This window comes from Pectobacterium aroidearum (assembly GCF_041228105.1).
In the GTDB taxonomy this organism is placed as follows: Bacteria; Pseudomonadota; Gammaproteobacteria; order Enterobacterales; family Enterobacteriaceae; genus Pectobacterium; species Pectobacterium aroidearum.
The window spans coordinates 4,217,660-4,237,652 of sequence record NZ_CP166097.1; the positions used below are offsets into that span (position 1 = coordinate 4,217,660).

The window sequence follows — 19,993 nt, forward strand, 5'->3', positions numbered from 1 at the left end:
TACTCAACACTACAGATTACTGGAGACTTACGATGAATGATGCCATTTATCAACGGATTGAAAGTAACCCCTTATTCAGAGAACTGGTCAACAAACGGCAGCGTTTCGCTGTTTTTCTCTCACTGATCATGCTGGTGCTTTATGTGGGTTTTATCCTGCTCATCGCCTTTGCACCTGGCTGGCTGGGAACGCCTATCAGCTCAGGTTCCAGCATTACCCGTGGTATTCCGATTGGTGTGGGATTGATTGCGATCTCCTTCATTCTGACAGGCATTTATGTCTACCGCGCTAACGGTGAATTTGATCGTCTGACCAAACAGTTACTGGATGAGGTAAAGCAATGAAAATACGCTTTATGATGCTGTTCGGGCTTTTGACGCTGCCGGTGCTTGCGTGGGCGGCAGATGCCCTCACGGGGGATGTTCAGCGCCAGCCGTTGAATATTCAAGCCATCGTGATGTTTCTGTTGTTCGTCGGCGGTACGCTGTATATCACCTACTGGGCGTCGAAGAAAACCCGTTCACGAAGCGATTATTATACGGCTGGCGGCAATATTACCGGTTTCCAAAACGGGCTGGCGATCGCGGGCGACTATATGTCTGCCGCGTCCTTCCTCGGTATTTCTGCACTGGTCTATACCTCCGGCTACGACGGCCTGATCTACTCACTCGGCTTTTTGGTCGGCTGGCCAATTATTCTGTTTCTGATCGCTGAGCGGCTACGCAACCTCGGACGTTATACCTTTGCTGACGTCGCCTCCTACCGTTTGCAACAGCGTCCGATCCGTAGCCTTTCCGCCTGTGGTTCACTGGTGGTTGTAGCCCTGTACCTCATTGCACAAATGGTGGGCGCGGGGAAACTTATCGAACTGCTGTTCGGCCTCAACTACCATGTGGCCGTGGTACTGGTCGGTATTCTGATGGTGATGTACGTCATGTTTGGCGGCATGCTCGCCACCACATGGGTACAGATTATTAAAGCCGTCCTGCTGCTATTCGGCGCCACCTTCATGGCCGTCATGGTCATGAAATCCGTCGGCTTCAGCTTTGACGCACTGTTCAAGCAGGCAATGGCGGTTCACCCAAAAGGCGCTTCGATCATGAGCCCGGGCGGACTGGTTTCTGACCCCATCTCCGCGCTGTCCCTCGGGTTAGGTCTGATGTTCGGTACCGCCGGTCTGCCGCACATTCTGATGCGCTTCTTCACCGTCAGCGATGCCAAAGAAGCACGAAAGAGCGTGTTCTACGCCACCGGGTTCATGGGCTATTTCTACTTCCTGACCTTCATCATCGGCTTCGGCGCCATCCTGTTGGTCAGCGCTAATCCGGAGTTTAAGGACGCGACAGGCGCACTCATCGGTGGTAATAACATGGCGGCGGTGCATCTGGCTGATGCGGTCGGCGGCGACTTCTTCCTCGGCTTTATCTCCGCCGTAGCCTTTGCCACCATTTTGGCGGTCGTCGCCGGTCTGACGCTGGCAGGCGCTTCTGCCGTGTCCCACGATCTCTACTCTAACGTGATCAAAAAAGGGAAAGCGACAGAGCGTGATGAGCTGAAAGTCTCGAAAATCACCGTGCTGGTGCTGGGTGTCGTGGCGATTTCGCTCGGTATCCTGTTTGAGAACCAGAATATCGCCTTCATGGTCGGTCTGGCCTTCTCCATCGCTGCCAGCTGTAACTTCCCGATCATTATCATCTCGATGTACTGGTCAAAGCTGACGACACGCGGCGCCATGATTGGCGGCTGGGCTGGGCTGCTTACGGCTGTTATTTTGATGATATTGGGGCCGACTATCTGGGTGAAAATCCTCGGTCACGCCACCCCCATTTACCCTTACGATTATCCAGCACTCTTCTCCATGCTGGTCGCGTTTATCGGTATCTGGTTCTTCTCCATCACCGATCGCTCCGAAGCGGGACAGCAGGAACGTGCGCGTTTCCATGCACAGTTTGTCCGTTCACAAACCGGCGTCGGCGCCTCAAAAGGCAGTTCCCACTAATTTCCCTCTCATTGGCCCGCTTTCGCGGGCCAATTCTTCTCTGACTCCAACGCTCCACGTTATTAAAACTGGTTTACTCCTCGCTTAAGGTCACCACGTCGTACATCACGCTGCCGCCTTTTAATTGCAGCGTGATCGTGTTGTTGCCGTTTTTCAGCAAGTGGGATGCCACAGGGATGCGGGCTAGGTGATAACGACCGCTTTGTAGCGCACCGCGATAAATGGTTTTGTCATTTTCGTAAGTCAGCGTTTCCAGCATCCTGCCGTTTACCGCTACCGCCAGCTGTGGCAGGGTCGGTTCACTCATGCCGCTATTGCTGGCTGCCGCCAATGCGATATTCAGGAAATAGGTTTTCTTCTCAGGTTGCAGGGCAAAACGGATATCCCATTTTCCCGGTTTGGTCTGCGCGTAATACCAGTCGCGTTGATAGTCGCTGCGGCCAATATCGAACGTCAGATTGGCAGGCACCTCATGTTGCCAGCGGGTGTTGCGTGCCTCGTCGCCAAAGCGGAATTCACTCGCCTGGCGATTTGCCTGTCCAATCGCCCAGATAACGGGTTCGGCTTTAGGCAGAACAATCACCGGCAGGGCTTGTTTATCACCAGAAACAGACAGCGTTTGTTCTGCCAATATTCCCGGCTGCGTACCGCTATTGGCGTAGATCGCAAGGTGGTAATTGCCCGGACGGACATGGGAAATCGCAAAATTCCCATGTGTATCAGTCGTTGCCTGATACGAATAACCGCGGGTTTGTACATCAAACGGTTCATCCAATGATGATGAAAGCACCACCGTCACCGGCTGCTGGCTGGCAACGCGTCCACTCACCTGGGTGCGATCGCGCACATAGCGGGAATCATCCACCCATTGGTACGGCCAACTGACAGCTTCCGTCAGCGCCTGACGCCGGGCATCTGCCAGCATCCGCTCGGTATCGCCCTGATTGATATACAGCAGCCACGGGCCGTAGAATTTTTTCCAGCCCGGAGGCGCCACCATATCCGGCGTACCGAAGTGTGAACCCGTCATGTAGTTCAAAATGATCGCATCCTGATGCACCAGTAAATCCTGCTTGAGCGCATCACCGGAGAAATACTCCCGATTGCCGTGAATCAACCACGCCCCGACGCCATTACCAAAAACACCCCAAAAAGGCGCGGCACGCATATAGCCAGCAAAATCATATTTGGAATAGATACTGCCATCCGGTAGCCGCCAGGTTTCATCTTGTACCTTCGGCGAGGCTTCAAGCTGGCTGTAGAGCAGTGGTTTACCCTGACGATCGCCGTTATAGAGATGGTCTAACCGGGCAGGGTCGAAACGGTATACGTTACGTAGTTCACTGACTTTAACGTCCTGACTGCCGCGATTCTCCGCCACTACATAGCTGTAAAGTCCGCTAACGCCGCGACGCATAATCAGATGATATTCAAGCCGCAACAGCCCGTCCCGATCGTCGATATAGGCGACATGCGCCATCTCACGATCGTTGCGCAGCACCTCTACCCGCTCGGGGACAAAATCTTTGACGCCTTTAGCATGAACATTGTTGACATAATAATCGAGGTAAGCGCTACGCGTTTTGCTCGGATCGCGCGCCGCACCAGACAAATTCGTGACGATATTTTTGCCTCCCGTCACCATACGCACCGCGCTGCCATCCTCGCCAAATGCGACGCTGAGTAAGCCGTTATCCAGCACGGTATTCAAACCAGAAACGGATAACGACACCGCATTATCCTGCGCGCTATAGCTATAGGGCGCCAGCATGGCCCCCACCAACAACAAGACAGATCGCTTCACAGTCAGCCCTCTTGTATCCAGTCGGTTAGACAAGAATTTTCATCACAGTGGTTCAGGCTATTGCCGCTTCAATATCGAGATACACGGGGCTACCACGGCGCGAGGTGTCCCTGCGGGAACCTCATCACCGTGTTTCCCCTAACATCTAACATTGGGTGTAGCCTGAGATATAAAAAATTCCAGCTATTTTAAATATATAGCAGTGATAGGAACAACATAATCGAGGGGATAAGCGCCCTCCTTCACGTCACTGCCAGCAGAAACAGGAAGCTGGCAATGACAGGAAGAAAGTCAGGATCGACATCGCAGAAATCAAAACTGATCAGAATGACAGTTCGCGAATCAGTACCGCAGACACCACCTTCCAGCCGCGAACCAGCAGGCTTTGCGCCTCACCGTCCATCACCACCGTGCCGCGCAGCACCTGCGGCTGAGCACGATAGTCTTCAGGCAAACTGAGCAGCACGCGATAAACGGCCTGTTCAGGGTGCAGTTTGCGCTGTGCATCGCTCAGCGTGGCAATATCGCCGCCGTAAATCGATGCCAGCTCTGGCGCAGCGTTCAGATCGCGGGTGGCCGTGCTGGCGATCTCCACAATGGTGAGCGGCAGCGACGAGCGGCTGACATCCTGTAAATAAAACGTCCCCTTTGCGCCGGAGTGAAGCCGCTGCCAGTCTTTTTCCGACACGAACGCTTCTACCAGCCCGCCGGTCGGCTTGGTGACAACCGCTAGCCATTCGCCCTGCCCCAGCCACTCACCCGTTGCCAACGGCGTTGCCATGTCAGCCACCACACCGTCTATCGGCGCACGTACCGTCAGCTGTTCAGACTGACGCTGCAATACCTGTAACTTTTGTAATGCCGCGTCGTGCTCCTGCTTCACTCGCAGGTGGTCGCCAGCCGCTTCCTTGTTGAAAACCTGAAAGGCACTTTGCCAGTTCAGCGTAGCGATTTGTCGCTCCAGCTGTTGCCGTTCATGCACCAGCGCGTCAGACGACAGCGTAAATAGCGTCTGTCCCGCGCGTACAGGCTGACCCACCTGTACTTCAATGCGCTGAACCATCGCGGGCACGGGCATATACAGGCTGCTTTGCTGTTCCGCCCGCAGCAGCGCTGGCGCGTACACACCGCGCTGCCAGGGAATCATCAGCAAAAGCAGAACTACTGCGCTCACGGTCAACGTTGTCGTCATATTACGGTTCATACGATAATCCTTACGGCGTTTACTCCATTCGCGCACTTCATTCACCACTGGCATCACCACGAAATAGCCGATTTCAATGGCGAAAAGCAGCATCCCCAGCAGCTTGAACGCCATGTGATAAACCAGAATCGCGATACCGGTAAACAGGAAGAAACGGTATATCCACACCGCGAAGGCATACCCCACCAGCGTGCGTTGTAGCCAGCGGGGAAAGTGTTCCGGCGGCGCATCCCCCAAGCCAAACAGCCATTCCCGCATCTGCCAGCGGCCGATCGCAAAACCCCGATTTTGCAGGTTCGGCACCTGTAACCCATCGGAAAGCAGAAAATAGCCATCGAAACGCATAAGCGGACTGAGGTTAATCGCCAGCGTCATAATCCAGGTCGTCGTTGCCAGCATAAACGCCGCGCTGCGCAGCATACCGTCCGGCAAGAAGCTCCATGCCAGCGTCGCCCACGCCGCCAGCACCAGTTCGGTCATCATGCCTGCCGCACCAATCGCCATCCGCTGTCGGCGGCGGGTGAGTTTCCACGACCCAGAGGTATCGGTATACAGCACCGGCATCATCACCAGAAATGCGACACCCATCGTGGCAACCCGCGCACCAAAGCGCTTGCAGGTGTAGGCGTGGCCGAACTCATGCAGGATCTTGGTAAAACACAGCGTCAGCCCCGCCAGCGCTGCGCCTTCCAGCGTGAAGAAATGCAGAAAGGTATGCTTGAACGTTTCCCACTGGCGTCCGGCGAGAAAGAGCCCCAGCACGGCCACCAGCAGCGTCAGTTTGAGGAAGGTTCGGCTGAAAAACGGCTCAACCCACCGTAGCGTCGCGCCCAGAAAACGATCGGGATGCCATAAGGGAATACGGAAAAACAGATAGTTCTTCAACAGCTTGCGCCAAATGGAAACGCGCGACTGCTCTACCTGACGAGAAAATTGCGCCAGCGCGTCATCGCCGGCAACGCGTGTCAGGCTGTTAGCCTGCAAGAAACGGTTGAAATACTGCACATCGCTGTCATCGAGCGTTAGCGCAGAAGTCTGGTTAACCTCGGCCACAATCTGCGCCGCGTTCCCCATCGACCAGCGCGATAACATCGCCATTTCTGCCCAGCCGATACGGAAATAGAGACCACGCAGCGGATCTTCCAGCGTCCAACTGGGGGATCCGTCGCGATTAGCCGGCCCGGCGTGCAGGATCAGTTCATCGCGCAGCGGGCTGAGTCCGGCGGCTGGGGTCGCGCCTCCGGCCATCGTTAAACCCCTAGCCAGACGCGCAGAGAGGCCAGCGGTTTACGCAGCAGGTAGACAAACAATACCGTGCGTTTCCCGTACAGCTTAGCCGTCCCCTTCAGGCCCACACGCAGCTGTGGATCATCCTGCGTAAAGCGCGCCCGCAGCCGATAAGCCATCACATTATCCGGCGTTGGCGCGGCGCGGTAGCCAATCTGCTCAAGCCGCGCGTCCTGTGCCGAATTCGGTGCAACATTGAGGAACAAGCGCACATCCGCGCCGTTTTCCAACGCAATCGCGTCCGCCGCGGGCAACTGGATCTCCAGTTCAACATCGTGCGGATCGGCGATCATCATGATGCGTTCTCCCACCGACACCGAGCGCCCAATCCAGTCGTTGCTATCATCAAAAATCGCCACGCCGTCGCGCGGGGAAGTAAGCTGCATGCGTTCTTGCTGACGTTGGAGAAAATCCATGTCGCTCTGCGCCTGCTCGCGGCGGCTTTGCAGCACGGCCAGACTGGCTTTGCTATTGGCATCGAACAGCGCCTGCTGCTGTGCCTGACGATACTGGGCATCAGCCGTAGCGAACGCCTGCCGCGCGGATTCCAGCCGATTTTCCAGTTCGCGCACGTCCAGCCGCACCAGCGGCTGATTGGCACTGACACTCTGATTAGGACGAACCAGAATATCATCCACCACGCCCGCCACAGGCGCACGCACCATCACCGGACGGTGTGCGACGATCTCCGCTGGCGCCAGCACCGACTGGCGAACCGGGATCAATAAGATCAACACCAACGCCACGATCCCCGCCAGGATCAAACGACGTTTCTTCGGACTGGTGTTGGTCTGCCGACGACGTTGCTTCAGCAAACTCGACCAGGCGTGCGCGTAGGCGTCCGCCAGTTTTTCCAGCAGCACGATCTCAGCAGGCAGCCACGCGCTGTCCCGCGCTAGCGCCAGCACCAGCGGCGCATCACCCTGCGGTAAACGCAGCGGCAGCCAAAGTAAAAACTCCGGCAGATGTTCCTGCCACAAAATCCGATCGTCAGTAGCTAGCTCGCGGCATTGTAGCGTCTGCGTTTGACGCCCTTCTTCCTGCCACTGGCGGCACAAGCGACTAAATTCGGTACAAAATGGCGCGTTGTGATCGAGCGAGGCCAGCCCGGAAGCCGCCTGCAAGCGCTGTTTATCGCAGTCCCACAGCAGCGCCTGACGATACTTCACTAAATTATGCGTCTCGTTGACGATAAAAAACGCCAGTTCATCTAGCGTTTCACGTGCTCTGGCACGGCTTTGCAGCTGTAATAGTTCGGCCAGCAGCGCCAGCCGGATATCCTGTTCAGTTTGTGCTGCGGTCGTGTTCCGTTCGGTCATGGCGACACGCTGCCTGCATCAGGCGGCACGATTTGCGCCACGCCGCTCATGCCCGGCAGCAATCCGGCGGTAGACTGGGTAATACGACCAAAGACTTTTACCGATTGACTGACCGGATCGATCGCTGACGAGAGCCGACTAATTTCCGCCGGGTAGCTCAGGCCGGTTTCATCCAACGTAACCTGAAAAGCGCTGCCCTGCTTGAGCCACACCAGCCAGCGGGACGGCACGATCATTTCCAATTCGAACGCGCTGTCATCATAAATCGCTAACAGCTCTTTGCCTTCCGGCACCGATTCCCAACGCTTCACTTTGGTTTCCGTGACACGGCCGGAGAACGGGGCTTTAATGGCACAGCGTTGCAACATGGCGCGATTGACGCCACTTTCGGCCTGCGCCATCGACACCGACGATCGCGCCTGATCGACATCCGACAGGCTGATCGAATTGAGCTTATCCAGCCGATCGGCAATCGCCAGCTTCTTACGCGCGGCATTCTCTGCCGCGTTTGAGTAGTTCAGCTTTTCGCGCAGCACGGTGCAGTCAAACGTCACCAGCGTATCACCCTGCTTGAAGTGTTCGCCCTCTTTCACCGCAATATCCGTCACTTTCCCGGCAATTTCGCTGGATAACACGGTATAGCGCTGCGCGCTAAGCTGTACGCGAATGTCTCCCGTCGTCGCAGCCTGCCCCCACAGGGGCAGACTTAACGCACTCACCAGTAACAGCGGACGCATCATGCCGACAGCCATTAACGCGAACCTCCGGCCTGTAGGGATTGCAGGTTATCCCACATATCCGTATTCACGACGCGGTATGGTTTCCCCGCGTTGGCCGATGGCGTTACCGCCACAGGCGTGATGGGTTTCGTGACAACGGAACCTGTTGCAGAAGCAGTGACGGCAGGAGCCGTCGTGGTGGCAGGCGTAGCCGGTGTTGACAGAGACAGACGCGGCACGGCAACGCCACCTTTCTCAAGGTTCCCTGTGGTGCGGGCAATCGAGTTGCTCAGCGCCGCCAGACTGACATCGTTCACGTTATCCGGCAGCACATCCAGTCCGGCAGCCTGATACACCGCGCCCAGCGCGTTCTGCACATCGGCAAAGCTGCGGTCACGTGCGCGGGTGGTCAGAATGGTTTCGGTGCTGACGCGTACCTGCTCCATTTGCGTTTCGGCACGATGCTGTACGCTGAGCGTGGTCTGGTTGAGGATACCGCGCTGAATCCGCGCCAGTTCCTGATAGCGACCGAACATCCGCGTACTCTGCTGATATTCCTGCCAGGCGACGTTCACCTGTGTCAGCACCGCCATGCGTAGCGCCTGACGACGAACTTCCGCCAGATCTTCATTCGCCTGTCCGGCACGTTTAACCGACGACCACGACAGCACGTTCAGCAGGTTGCCGCTGACCTGAACACCCGCGTTTGCCCACTGGTGATTGACCAGATAGCTGTTGCTGTCGCCGTTGATACCGGCAAACAGCGACACACCCGGCAGCAGGCGCAGCAACGATTTGCGGGTTTCCAGTACGCTATTGCGTGCCAGATAGCTCTCTTCACGCACTTCCGGGCGTTTAACCATCGAGAAGTTTTCCAGATCGTCGAGCGAGTAGGCCATCTTCGGCGCGACCAGACTGCTTTCGCTCGGTACAACGACATCGTATTTACTCGACGGCGGCAGGTTCATCAGCGCGGCCAGACGGGATTTCGCCACCACCAGATCGCTGTCAACGATTTCTAACTGACGTACCATCTCCAGCATGTTTTTCTGGAAACGCAGCGCCTCAACCGGTGCCAGCAGACGCTGTTGCTCAGTCTGACGCGCGTATTCCAGTGCCTGACGCGCCTGCGTCAACGCAGTCGTCACTTCTGGCTGCAAACGCTGCGCCGTTGCCGCTTCCCAATAGGCGGTCCGCACCTGACGGGTAATATCCGCGACCACACGACGACGACGCTCTTCCGCCGCCAGCGATTTGTTCGCTTGTACTTTGGCGTTGAAATAGCTGATACCAAAATCCAGCACGTTCCAGCTCATCGTCAGATCGGCGGTACGCTGGGTCTGATCCTGACTGGTGGACGCTTCCAGTGATTGCCGACCCGTGGTAACCGACTGGCTGCTGGAACCAGCGACATTATCGCGGGTTTGCAGGCCAGCGCGGGCGGTCAGTTTAGGTAACAGCATGTCCAGATTCTGTACGCCCAACAGGTCATCTTCCATCGCCTGTTCCATCAGTGCGACCCGCTGTTGCAGGTTATATTTCAGCGCACGGGCAATCGCCTCATCCAGCGTGATCGTGCCGCGCACCGGTTCTTGATTGGCGAACATCTGCGTTCTGTCGCTCAGCGCCTGTGCGACCTGCTGTTCGATCGTCACCGGCTCCGGCTTGACGGCACAGCCGGCCAGCCCCAAACAGGCAAGGGTCACCGCGATCCGTAACACCCGGGAGCCCGCGGTGCGTGGTGTAGCCTCGTGTTGAACGTGCTGCTGCTGACTGTCGTGTTGCTGGCTATCCCAGAAATGCGCTATGTGCTGATTCACCCGGGTTCTCCCCATCTTCTATTTGTCTGTTCCCTTCATCTGGCAAACTCCCGCCTGCCAGCGCCAGGGTTAGTGGTTAAGTAAATAAAATCTCGTCTTAATATTCAGCCTACGTGTGCTATGTACGCAGGCTGCTCAGTTCACTGAGCGCCGCCAGCAGCGCATCTTGTTCCGGCTGATGCTGACGCAGTTGTTCGGTAAAGGCGGTTTTCCCCGCAGACGCTAACCGTTCGACATCCCGGCTTTCAGCGGGCTGTATCGTGGGGTTGGCTGGCCCTTGCATCGCACCACGGTCAGTCGCCATCTCGGCGCCAGCACCCTGTCCGGTTTGCAGCGTAATCGGTACGATCCGGCTGGTGCCATCTGCGGCCTGCGCTTTCAACGCCAGTTGAATCTGATTAACCTGCACGGCACTGGCATCGGTAATGCGCACCACGCCGCTGCGGGCATCAAACTGCACCCACGCAGGCAGAGGACGCCCGTTCGCCAGTTGCAGCGTCAGCGTGGCATTGCCTTCACGCACGCTGAACATGCGCTGCGGCAGGCTAAAGGCGAGCGCGCCGGAGGCATCCGGCTGTAACGCGCCCTGCACGCTGCTGAATGCCGATTCCAGCGCCGTTGTCTGACCGCGCACGCTCAGGAACAGGTTGGAATCCGTCGGAGAAACGGCGGCGCTGTCACGCACGGTGGTGCTGGCACGCGAAGAGAAGTTGACCTGATCCAGCGTCGGCATGAGCTGTGACATCACCGGATCGAGTACCCAAGGCGCATCAGACTGCCGTGTCGAACCCGCATCACGCTGCCGTGCAGGCTCAGCGACAATGTTGGTTGGTAGCGCTTGCGCCTCCGGGCGAGACAGATCGGCGACAATCGCGCCCAGCGGCTGTTCACGCTCTCTTTCATCCGCATCGGCGGGCAGGCTCACGCCCTGCTGCACCAAAATCACCGGTGCCGCTGTGGCGGTGTTGTCAGGATTGGCCGGCTCCGTCGGCGTACCGGGATCAACCGGCGTCGACGCGGCGTTGACCGTCAGCGCCACATTCAGCGCCGTCGCGTTGCCCGCGCTGTCCGTGGCGGTAATCGTCAGGTTGAACGTTCCTGAAACAGCCGGATCGCCGCCGATCGTGCGCGTTACGGCATCAAACGTCAGCCCGTTCGGCAGACCGTTGATCGACAACGTCAGCGTATCGTTTTCCGCATCGCTGAACAGGTTATTGGGTAAGGTATAGGACCAGCGAGTGCCAACCTGTGCCATTGGCGGGGTGAATAATTCTGCATGGCCAACAGGCGGCTGGTTAACCTCTCTTGACAGCGTCACGCCAAGTGTTTGCGCTGTAGAGTCGGTTTCACCGTCATTGAGCACCAGCGTCAACGATGTCGCGTTCCCCGTCAGCGGTGCGCTTGTCGCCCAGCTAATCTGGCGAGCCAGCGCCGTCGCGTCCGCACGGGAAATAGCGGCAGTGAAGGTGATGGTGAGCTTGCCTTCTGCCTGTGTGAAGGTCGCTACCGCTTGCCCGTCTTTGCTAATTACGCCATTCGCCAACGTGAAGCCATTGCCCGCAGTAAAATCGAAGCGATCGCCTGCTGATGCCGTTTCACCTCGCTGTAGCGTGATCGAAGCGCCCTGATAGTTTCCTGCTCCTCCGTTCAGCGCATCCAGTTCCGCATCACTGAAGACGAGCGACGGCGCAACGATAACCGCCGGACCATCGATGCGATAAACCGGCAGGCGAGAGACTTCATCCAGCACCGTCACGCCATTGCCGAGCGCAATCAGACCACCGTCAACGGGCAACAGATGGGCAAAGCCCGCCCCGTCATTTTTCAGCGTATCGAGTTTTGTCAGCGCCTGACCATTCAACACATAGCGAGTCAGCGAACCGTCGCTTTGCGTAACGTACAGCACCCGCGCATCCGCAGAGAAAGCGATACCATTCACCGTGCCTTCCGTCGCAACGCGGGCAAGGTGTGTGAAGGTTCCCGTTGCCGTATCCAACGCGAAGGCATCGATGTGATCTGCACTGGCAACAACAATGCTACGGCCATCGGCGCTAACCGTTATCTGTTCCAGTCCAGAGAGTTGTACGGTATTACCCGAAGCATCGGTAACGTCACGGGTGTATCCCAATAGCGTCGGCTCGCCGTTGTCACCACGCGTATACACAATCAGTGATGAACCACTGCTGGTGTTCGTCGTCACAAAGAGCAGATTACCGCGGCTGACTATTTCACTGGGTTGCCACAGATAGGGCTCACTCCACATCCCCCCTTCAATCAATCCCACATAATCGAGCTTGCCTGTGGCCGTATCGCGGGTAAACCAGAGAAGGTTGTAGTTGTTGATGACATACAGCGTCTTACCATCATCAGACAGGGTGATGCCTTTGATGTCGTAGAGGTTGCTTTTATGTATATCGTAGTTATCAACGATGGTTTCTTTATGCTCCAGATTGCCTTCAGCATCGCGGCTAAACCAGACAATCGCGTTACCGTCGGCACGCAGTGCATACACGCTGTTGCCATCGGCGGAAACCTGTAGCTGACTGATCCCTCCGACGCCTTCAACGGCGGCAAAGGTCCGCACATAGGTTAATTCGCCGCTGTTCGCATCACGCTGGAATAAGGCAATCGCCCCTTTATCATCGCTGACATACAGCGCCAGTCCGTCTGTCGTGCGAGCGGCACTCTTCACCGTGCCTAGCCCGGCGATCGCGGTATACGCATTCACCAGACGCAATTCATCGGCGGAGAGCACCGGATCGTTCGCCACGACAGGCGTGTCGTTGATCGCGGTAATCGTTACCGACAAGGCCGTAACCTGAGACTCCAGATAACGATCGGACAACGTGACGGTCACCGCAACCTGTGCAGCAGGCGTATGGCTGTCGCTGGCGTAAGTAACCTGACGTAGCGTGTTCTGCACATCTTCCGTAGTGGGGATAGTGCCCGCATTCGCGTTAAAGCGGATCGTCAGCACACCGTCTTTATTGCTGACCTGACCGATGGTAACGCCGTCTTTTTGCAGCGTATCGCCGGATAGCGTCAGGCCGTTACCCGCGTTAAAACCGAGCTTATCGAGTGCTGTTTTCCCGTCACCCAACGTAATCTTGAGCGTCGCGCCGTCGTAGTTACCCTTGCCACCGTTAAGTTTATCCATCTGCGCATCGGACACTGTCGCATCCGGTGCCAACACAATAGGATCGGCACGCTCGGTATACGTCGGCGTAGTGCCCGGAACCGTAATGACTGGCGCAGTATTGGTCTCTGCCGCAGGCACCAGTGTTAAGGTAATTGCCTGCTCTAACGTGGTTTCCGGTGCGCTGCCGCTATAGTTATTCTCCTTGATCATCAAGGTAACATGGCGTTCCCCGCTAGCGTCGCTACCCAGATAGTTGTAGCCGATGCTGTCAATGATCGCGGCAGTGCCACTACCGTCTTTCCCGACGTACAGGAGAACCGTTGCTTTACCGTCTTTCACCTCAACAGAATATTGCAACCCACTGGCGGTGCGCGGTGTACCGTTAGATTTTTCGAGCACGATCGTACTGCCATCGACGCTGATCGTCTCATTGGGCCCTGACACATCAAACGTCAGCACCACCTGCCAGATAGTTTGCCCGCTCTCAATGGTGTCGATATGCGTATCTTTAAACAGCTTAACGAACTCGCCGTTGCCCGGAATCTGTGGATTCAGCACCGTCGTGGTCAGCACAGCCGGATCGTTTACGCCGATCAGATTAACCGTCACGTCCATCGTCGCAACGTTATTGTCACCGTCATTAATGCTAAAGACGAATGTCGGCGACGATCCCGCATGTTCAGGATCCTGACTGGTGTTCTGGTAGGTAATCTGACGCAACACATTTTGCGCATCAGCTTTTGTCACCGCTGCCGTAAAGGTCACCTTCAGCACGCCATCAACCTGCGTAAAGGTAGCGATCGTGGTGCCATCTTTGACGATATTGTTACCGTCCAGCGCTAAGCCGTTATCGGCCTTAAAGCCGAAGGTATCTTCCGGTAGGCCACCTTCTTGTCGGCCTACTGTGATGCTGGCACCGTTATAGTTACCCGCACCGTTATTTAACGCATCTAGCTGCGGATCGGACAAACGGCCTGACGGCAGCAGTACCGTTGCGTCAGTCTTTTCGGTATAGGTGGCACCCGCTGTCCCGACATTCAACACATGAACTTTATCGCCGCCAATCAGGTACAGTTGCTTACCGTCTACACTCAGTTCTACATTTTGTAGATCCGAGAAGGAAATATTGAGCGGGCTATCCCAGCCGCCGCTAATCGTATGTTTCAGCGTCAGACTGCCATCCTCGGCACGAGCGAAAACAGAAATATTCTTACCAATCACGAACAGCGCCGTGCCATCGGCAGAGACAACCAGACCGGTTGCCAGCGCTTCACCAGTATCCCCCCCGTCATTGACAAACGGCACCGTTGCGACCAGCGAGAGTGCCCCATCGACCCCCACCGTTATCGTATTGAGCGTGTACTGAATGCCATCAGCATTAATCGCATACAGGGTCTTGCCATCAGGTGAGAGGGCAAGTGAATTGATGTAGTACGGGTCATCGCCTTCAGCACGAATCTGGGCAACCTGAGTTAACTTGCCCTCAGCATCAATACTGAAACCCGTGATACCAACCATATCAACCGTATCACCTGAACCCGACACGAACAGGTAACGCCCTTCAGGATCAAGCACGAGACGGCTCGCCCCGATCAGGTTATCGGTCTGAGAAACCGACGTCAGGCTACCGTCCGTCCCGCGCTTAAACACCAGCACGCTGCGGCTGTCATTATCACTGCCAGACTGGGCAGCGGTGAGATAGAGGTAATCGCCTTGAGAAACAATGTGAGAACGCACATCCAGCGAATGGCCACCTAGTGCCGCCTGATCGAGGACACCGGCTTGCGTCAGTTCCCCATCGCTGCCAATGCGGAAAAGGGTCACCGCGTTGCCTTCACTGCCTACCACATACAGGTACTGCCCATCGGCAGACAGGGTAACGTCTGATGCCCCCGCCAACGCGGCATTGTCCACAATCTTATCAAGCTGTCCCGTTTCATCGTTATACACGGAGCGATAGTTGTAGAAGGTCTTCGACAGGGTAAATTTGCCTTCTTCGTTACGGACAAACACGCTCAGTACCGCTGAACCACTATCAGGCGAACTGACAACGTAGAGAGTTTTTCCGTCAGCAGACAACGCGGTGTCTTTTACCCCGCTCAGTACATCCACATAATTATTAGAGTCATTGCCGTCAAGATTGTAATCATTCTGAAGGGCGCTGGATTCGCCGCCGATCGTCGGGATTTGTGCAGGGTCGGAGGCAACGGTTAATGTCAGCGTCCGCTCCGCCTGTTCGCCCGATCCATCGGTTGCCACGACGGTAATAGAGAAGCTTCCCGCCCCATTAAGCGCGGGTGTACCAGAAATCGTGCGCGTTTCAGGATCGAAGGTTAACCCAGCAGGAAGTCCGTTCACCTGCCACGTCAGCGCACCATTTTCAGGATCGCGGAACAGATCTTCTGGCAGTTCTGCACTATACGAGTGTCCTGCTGTACCAGACGGCGGCACGTACTCGACGTTATCCACCACAGGCGGCTTATTCGGCACCAGCGTCAATAGCAGACTGGTCTCCTTACCGCCGTCGCTAAAGGTGATATTCAACGGAATCGATGTACCAGCCGCATCGCCATCATTACGGTAAGTCACCTGATGCAGAACCTGATTGGCGACCGTTTTAGTGACGCTGTCGGTAAACACCACCTTCACCGTCCCTTCACTCACGTTGAAGGTGCCAATGGTCGTGCCCTGATACTGAATCTCGTTGCCGGACAGCGTTAACCCGTTCCCATTCTGGAAAGCAAAGCGATCATTTGCCGATGCTTCGCCATTGCGACTAATGGCAATAGATGCACCCTTGTAATCATCGGCGGCGTCCAGTTCCTGATCTGACAGTGTGACGCTCGTGGCAAACGGGGCATCCGTCGTTTGGCTATAAGGCGCATTAGCTGCCGCATTGAGCACGTTCAGCCCGGCAAAGAACGAACTGACCCCGGCATAGATATTCTTACCATCCGCACTGACGGCAAGATGGTTAACCGTGTTAATCGAGAGTTCAACGCTATTGCGGTAGGTTAAGGCACCAGAATCGCTATCGCGGCCAAACACCAGCACTGACTGACTACCGAGCGCAGCAACATACAACGCCGAACCGTCTTCGGATATCACCAGTTCACGCAGTGACAGCGCATTCGCAGGAATATGTCCTGCATTATACAAATCCAATGTCCCAGCATAGGTCAGCGACCCGGTGTCCACATCACGGCTGAAAATCGAGACGGTGCCCTGAGTATTTGAGGACACATAGACAAAGCGGTTGTCAGGGGAGATCACGATATCCTGCAACCCAGTGAGATAACGGTCGTCCTTCGGAATTTCCGCGCTGTTCGCATCAGCCGCTATCGTCGTTTTATTGATCGTAGTGACGTAGTTCAGGCTGCCCGTTGCGGCATCGCGCGACAACACGGTAATACTGTGATTCCCCAGGTTGGAGATATACGCCGATGTGCCGTCACTGGACAGCACGATGCCGCTCGGGCTTCTCACCGGAATGGTGTCGCTGCCAACCAGCGAGCCGACAAACGTCAGCGCACCGGAGGTGGTATCACGCGAGAAAAAGGTAATCGCGTTTTTACCCGTAGAGCCATCCGTCGGTGTCACACCGTTAATGGTGTACAGCGAGGTGCCATCTTCGGACAGCACGATCTCGGAAACTGCCGCATCCAGGCCGCTGACGCCATTCACGCCCTGCGTGGCAACTACGCCGACATAGCTCAGCAGTCCCGTTGTGGCATCACGGCTAAACTGCACCAGCGAGTAGGCGCTTCCGCTGCCTCCCGCCACATAGACGCTACTGCCGTCTTTTGACTGTGCCAGCGTGGTGATGGTGTTCAGGCCGTTAACTTCAATCGCAGGAGTAGATGGATCATCCTGTTCGCCCTGCGTGAAGCTTTGTAACAGTGTTAATTTGCCGCTTTCCGCATCACGAGCGTAAACGCGCAGGTAGGTTTTGCCGCTGTTATTGTTCCCTTCACTACCGGTGACCAGCAGGGTTTTCCCATCCTGCGAGACACTGATCGCCGAGACGCGTTCATTGTAATCACTGAGCTTTCCGTCGTTATAAAACAGCGCGGCATCGGGGGAGTAGGTTGCCTCGATCGTTGGAAGTTCGTTGAAGGCCAGATTAACGCTGCCAGAAACCGTCAGCGTCGCGGTATCGCTGCCGCCATTGGCGGTGCCGCCGTTATCCTGCAACTCGGTTAAGGTGATGGTACGTAAACCGCTGGCGCTAGTGCTCTCTTTACCAGTCGAGTAGCTCAGGCCATCGACCAACTTCATCACCGCCATGCTGCTGATGCCTTGAACGCTACTCAGCACCAGTGAAGACTCGCCGCTCAGGGCGTTATACGTGTAACTATACTGATAGCCGCTCACCGTCGTGCCCGCGCTGTCTTTGCTCAGATCGATGACCGTGCCATCAACAGTCAGGTATTCCTGATGCGGGTTGTTTAGGCCATCAATGCCTATCGACAGTTTGGTCAGTGCCTGTCCAGCTTCTCCGGTATTCACAGCGGTATCTTTGAATATCGTGACGGAGGCGCCACGCGTATCCAGCGTCAGGCTGCTTCCGCCCTGACTAACCAGCGTTGGCGCACTGTTGGCAGTCAGCAGCAACGCGACCGTGGTCACCGTGCTGTTCAGCTCGCCATCGTTCGCGGTCACCGTCAGCACCACCGTCTCGGTAGCGCTCTGGCTACCGATGTTGCGGTAGGTGATTTGCTTCAGGACGGCATTGGCGGTTTCTTTCGTTACATCAGCGGTAAAGGTGACGCTAAGCACGCCCTGATTCTGCGTGAACGTTCCAATTTCCGTGCCTGATTGCAGAACTTTGCCATCTTGCAGCGTCAGGTTGTTGCCTGCGCTTAGGCCGAATTGATCGTCTGCGGAAGGCGTTTCACGACCGATAGTTATCACCGCGCCGTTATAGTTTCCGGCACCATCGTTTAACACATCCAGATTGCTATCCGAAAGCGCAATATGATCGGCAAACGGTAAGTCGCTGCCGTAGAGGTAAGTGCGTAAGGCGCTAAAGCGCTGAATGGCCTCACCCGCGATCAGGAGTGATTGCCCATCGGGTGACAGCACCATGCCACGCGTATCGCCAATATTCGTAATCTGGCCGCTTTCGCTTAGTGCTCCCGTAGAGGCGTTGACGCTATAAATCTGCAATGCGCCTTCGCTGCTCAAAGCATAGAGCTGGCTCCCGTCGGCGTTAAGATAGACTGCGTTGACACCTTCCAGCGTTTTCGTATCCGTACGGGCCAGCGTCTTCCCTTCAGTACCATCGCGCAGTTGGTAGACGCTAATTTCGCCGTTATCAGGATCGGCGACGTAGATGAACTGTTGATCCTTCGAGATCGCCAGTTGGTAATCTACCGCACCATAGCCTTCCCCAGACGTTTCCAATGTCGCGACAGAGATTAATTTTCCGCTATCACTCCGCTGGAAAACCGACAGCGTGTGCTTTGCTCCCATCCCAATCGTGACCACATAGTTACCGCTGCTCGCCACGATACCACTGCGATCGATTCCGCTGTCATTCACCACCTGAAGTAGCGTCAGGCCGCCCGTCGTCGCATCGCGAGTAAAGACGACCATGCCGTTCCACTGTGTAGTGGCATAAACCTGAGTACCATCGCTGGAGACGGCCAGTCCGGTAATATTGCCGTTTTGCGAAGGGGTAGTTTGGGTATAGCTGCCATCGACCTGAATGACCTGCCCGTTATCATCCAGGCTAAGTGCAACAATATTTTTATCGCCCGTGATGGCATAAAGTGAACGGTTGTCCGCACTCAGCGCGATGTCTTTCACATCTTTGAGCGCACTGATATCGCTCAGCGTTTGGCTCAGCGTCAGTTTGCCATGTTCGCCGACGGTAAAGACCCCCAGTGTGCCATCGCTTCCTATGGCGTAGGCATACTCGCCATTACTGGAGTAGCGTACATCCTGTGGAGCCTCCATACCGGGCACGACGATCAATTCAGCCAGTTCGGGCGCATCCGATGCAGACACCACTGGCGCTACGTTGATTTTGCTATCGATAGTGATGGTCGAGTGGATATTCAGATCGGCCGTGTCGCTCTCATCGCTCAGGCTTTTCAGCGTCACCGTGACATCCCCACCGGCCACGGTTTTATCGAGTGGCTTATAGGCAATACCGTCGATCAGCTTCGCGACGTCATTGGGCTGAAATGCGTCAGATGAAGCAATGCTAACGGTGATGGTTGTCGTCCCACCACTAACCGCAACGGTATAGCCGTATTTTCCATCGCCTTCCGTCGTTTTTGCGCCATTAGCGGCTTCCAACGTAATTTCAGTACCGTCGATGACAATTGCCTGATTCGCGCCCGTGCGATTGACGGTAATCACCAGATCTTTCAGTTCCTGCCCACCTTTATCCGCCGATACGCGAACCTCGCTGAACAGATCAATCGATGCAAAGCTGTCGCTGGAGTCGGTAATAGTGACCGTCGCCTTAACCGGCGTAGCATCAACGCCGGGTGCCGTGTCTGTTGCCGCAACGTGTGCCGCCACATCCACCGCGGTCACCACAGCGGCGGCATCAAACATCATGCGCGGTTCCAATACCCACGCCTGACGCGGCGTGCGCGTTAAGCCTGAACCAGATTTTGAGCGGGAAAAAGTCATCGTGTCATGTCCTGTAATAAAAGGGGCAAAGCGCGTCATTCCTGGCTACATTCA

General features: G+C 56.0%; 8 protein-coding genes. 2 read left to right on the forward strand and 6 right to left on the reverse strand.

Translation table 11 applies throughout. The annotated features are described in order from the left end of the window. The first annotated feature begins 32 nt into the window (after positions 1 to 32). Together AB8809_RS19030 and actP are read left to right on the forward strand one after the other, a co-directional pair. Positions 33 to 344, forward strand: coding sequence for a DUF485 domain-containing protein (locus tag AB8809_RS19030; protein ID WP_349855266.1), 312 nt, complete (start codon positions 33 to 35; stop codon positions 342 to 344). Next, positions 341 to 1,999: a cation/acetate symporter ActP gene (gene actP, locus AB8809_RS19035; protein ID WP_349855267.1), complete on the forward strand. Its 1,659-nt coding sequence runs from the start codon at positions 341 to 343 to the stop codon at positions 1,997 to 1,999. Before AB8809_RS19030 ends, actP begins: the two co-directional genes overlap by 4 nt. Before the next feature lie 73 nt (positions 2,000 to 2,072). Here actP and AB8809_RS19040 read toward each other — a convergent pair whose 3' ends face one another. The 6 genes from AB8809_RS19040 to AB8809_RS19065 form a co-directional block, all read right to left on the reverse strand. Continuing rightward, positions 2,073 to 3,803, reverse strand: a complete 1,731-nt coding sequence (locus AB8809_RS19040) for a polysaccharide lyase family protein (RefSeq protein ID WP_349855268.1) — start codon at positions 3,801 to 3,803, stop codon at positions 2,073 to 2,075. Positions 3,804 to 4,125: 322 nt separating this feature from the next. Next, on the reverse strand, positions 4,126 to 6,255 hold the full coding sequence (locus tag AB8809_RS19045; protein WP_225181469.1) for an HlyD family efflux transporter periplasmic adaptor subunit: 2,130 nt from the start codon (positions 6,253 to 6,255) through the stop codon (positions 4,126 to 4,128). 2 nt (positions 6,256 to 6,257) lie between these two features. Continuing rightward, positions 6,258 to 7,613 (reverse strand): HlyD family efflux transporter periplasmic adaptor subunit, encoded by a 1,356-nt coding sequence (locus AB8809_RS19050; RefSeq protein ID WP_349855269.1) that lies wholly within the window; start codon positions 7,611 to 7,613, stop codon positions 6,258 to 6,260. Continuing rightward, on the reverse strand, positions 7,610 to 8,365 hold the full coding sequence (locus AB8809_RS19055) for an efflux RND transporter periplasmic adaptor subunit (RefSeq protein WP_012773379.1): 756 nt from the start codon (positions 8,363 to 8,365) through the stop codon (positions 7,610 to 7,612). Before AB8809_RS19055 ends, AB8809_RS19050 begins: the two co-directional genes overlap by 4 nt. Then, a complete protein-coding gene (locus tag AB8809_RS19060) occupies positions 8,365 to 10,152 on the reverse strand; it encodes a TolC family protein (protein ID WP_349855270.1) in 1,788 nt (595 codons plus the stop codon). The genes AB8809_RS19055 and AB8809_RS19060 overlap by 1 nt, the downstream gene beginning before the upstream one ends. Positions 10,153 to 10,270: 118 nt before the next feature. Beyond that, positions 10,271 to 19,939, reverse strand: coding sequence for a beta-propeller fold lactonase family protein (locus tag AB8809_RS19065; RefSeq protein ID WP_349855272.1), 9,669 nt, complete (start codon positions 19,937 to 19,939; stop codon positions 10,271 to 10,273). Between the last annotated feature and the right edge of the window lie 54 nt (positions 19,940 to 19,993).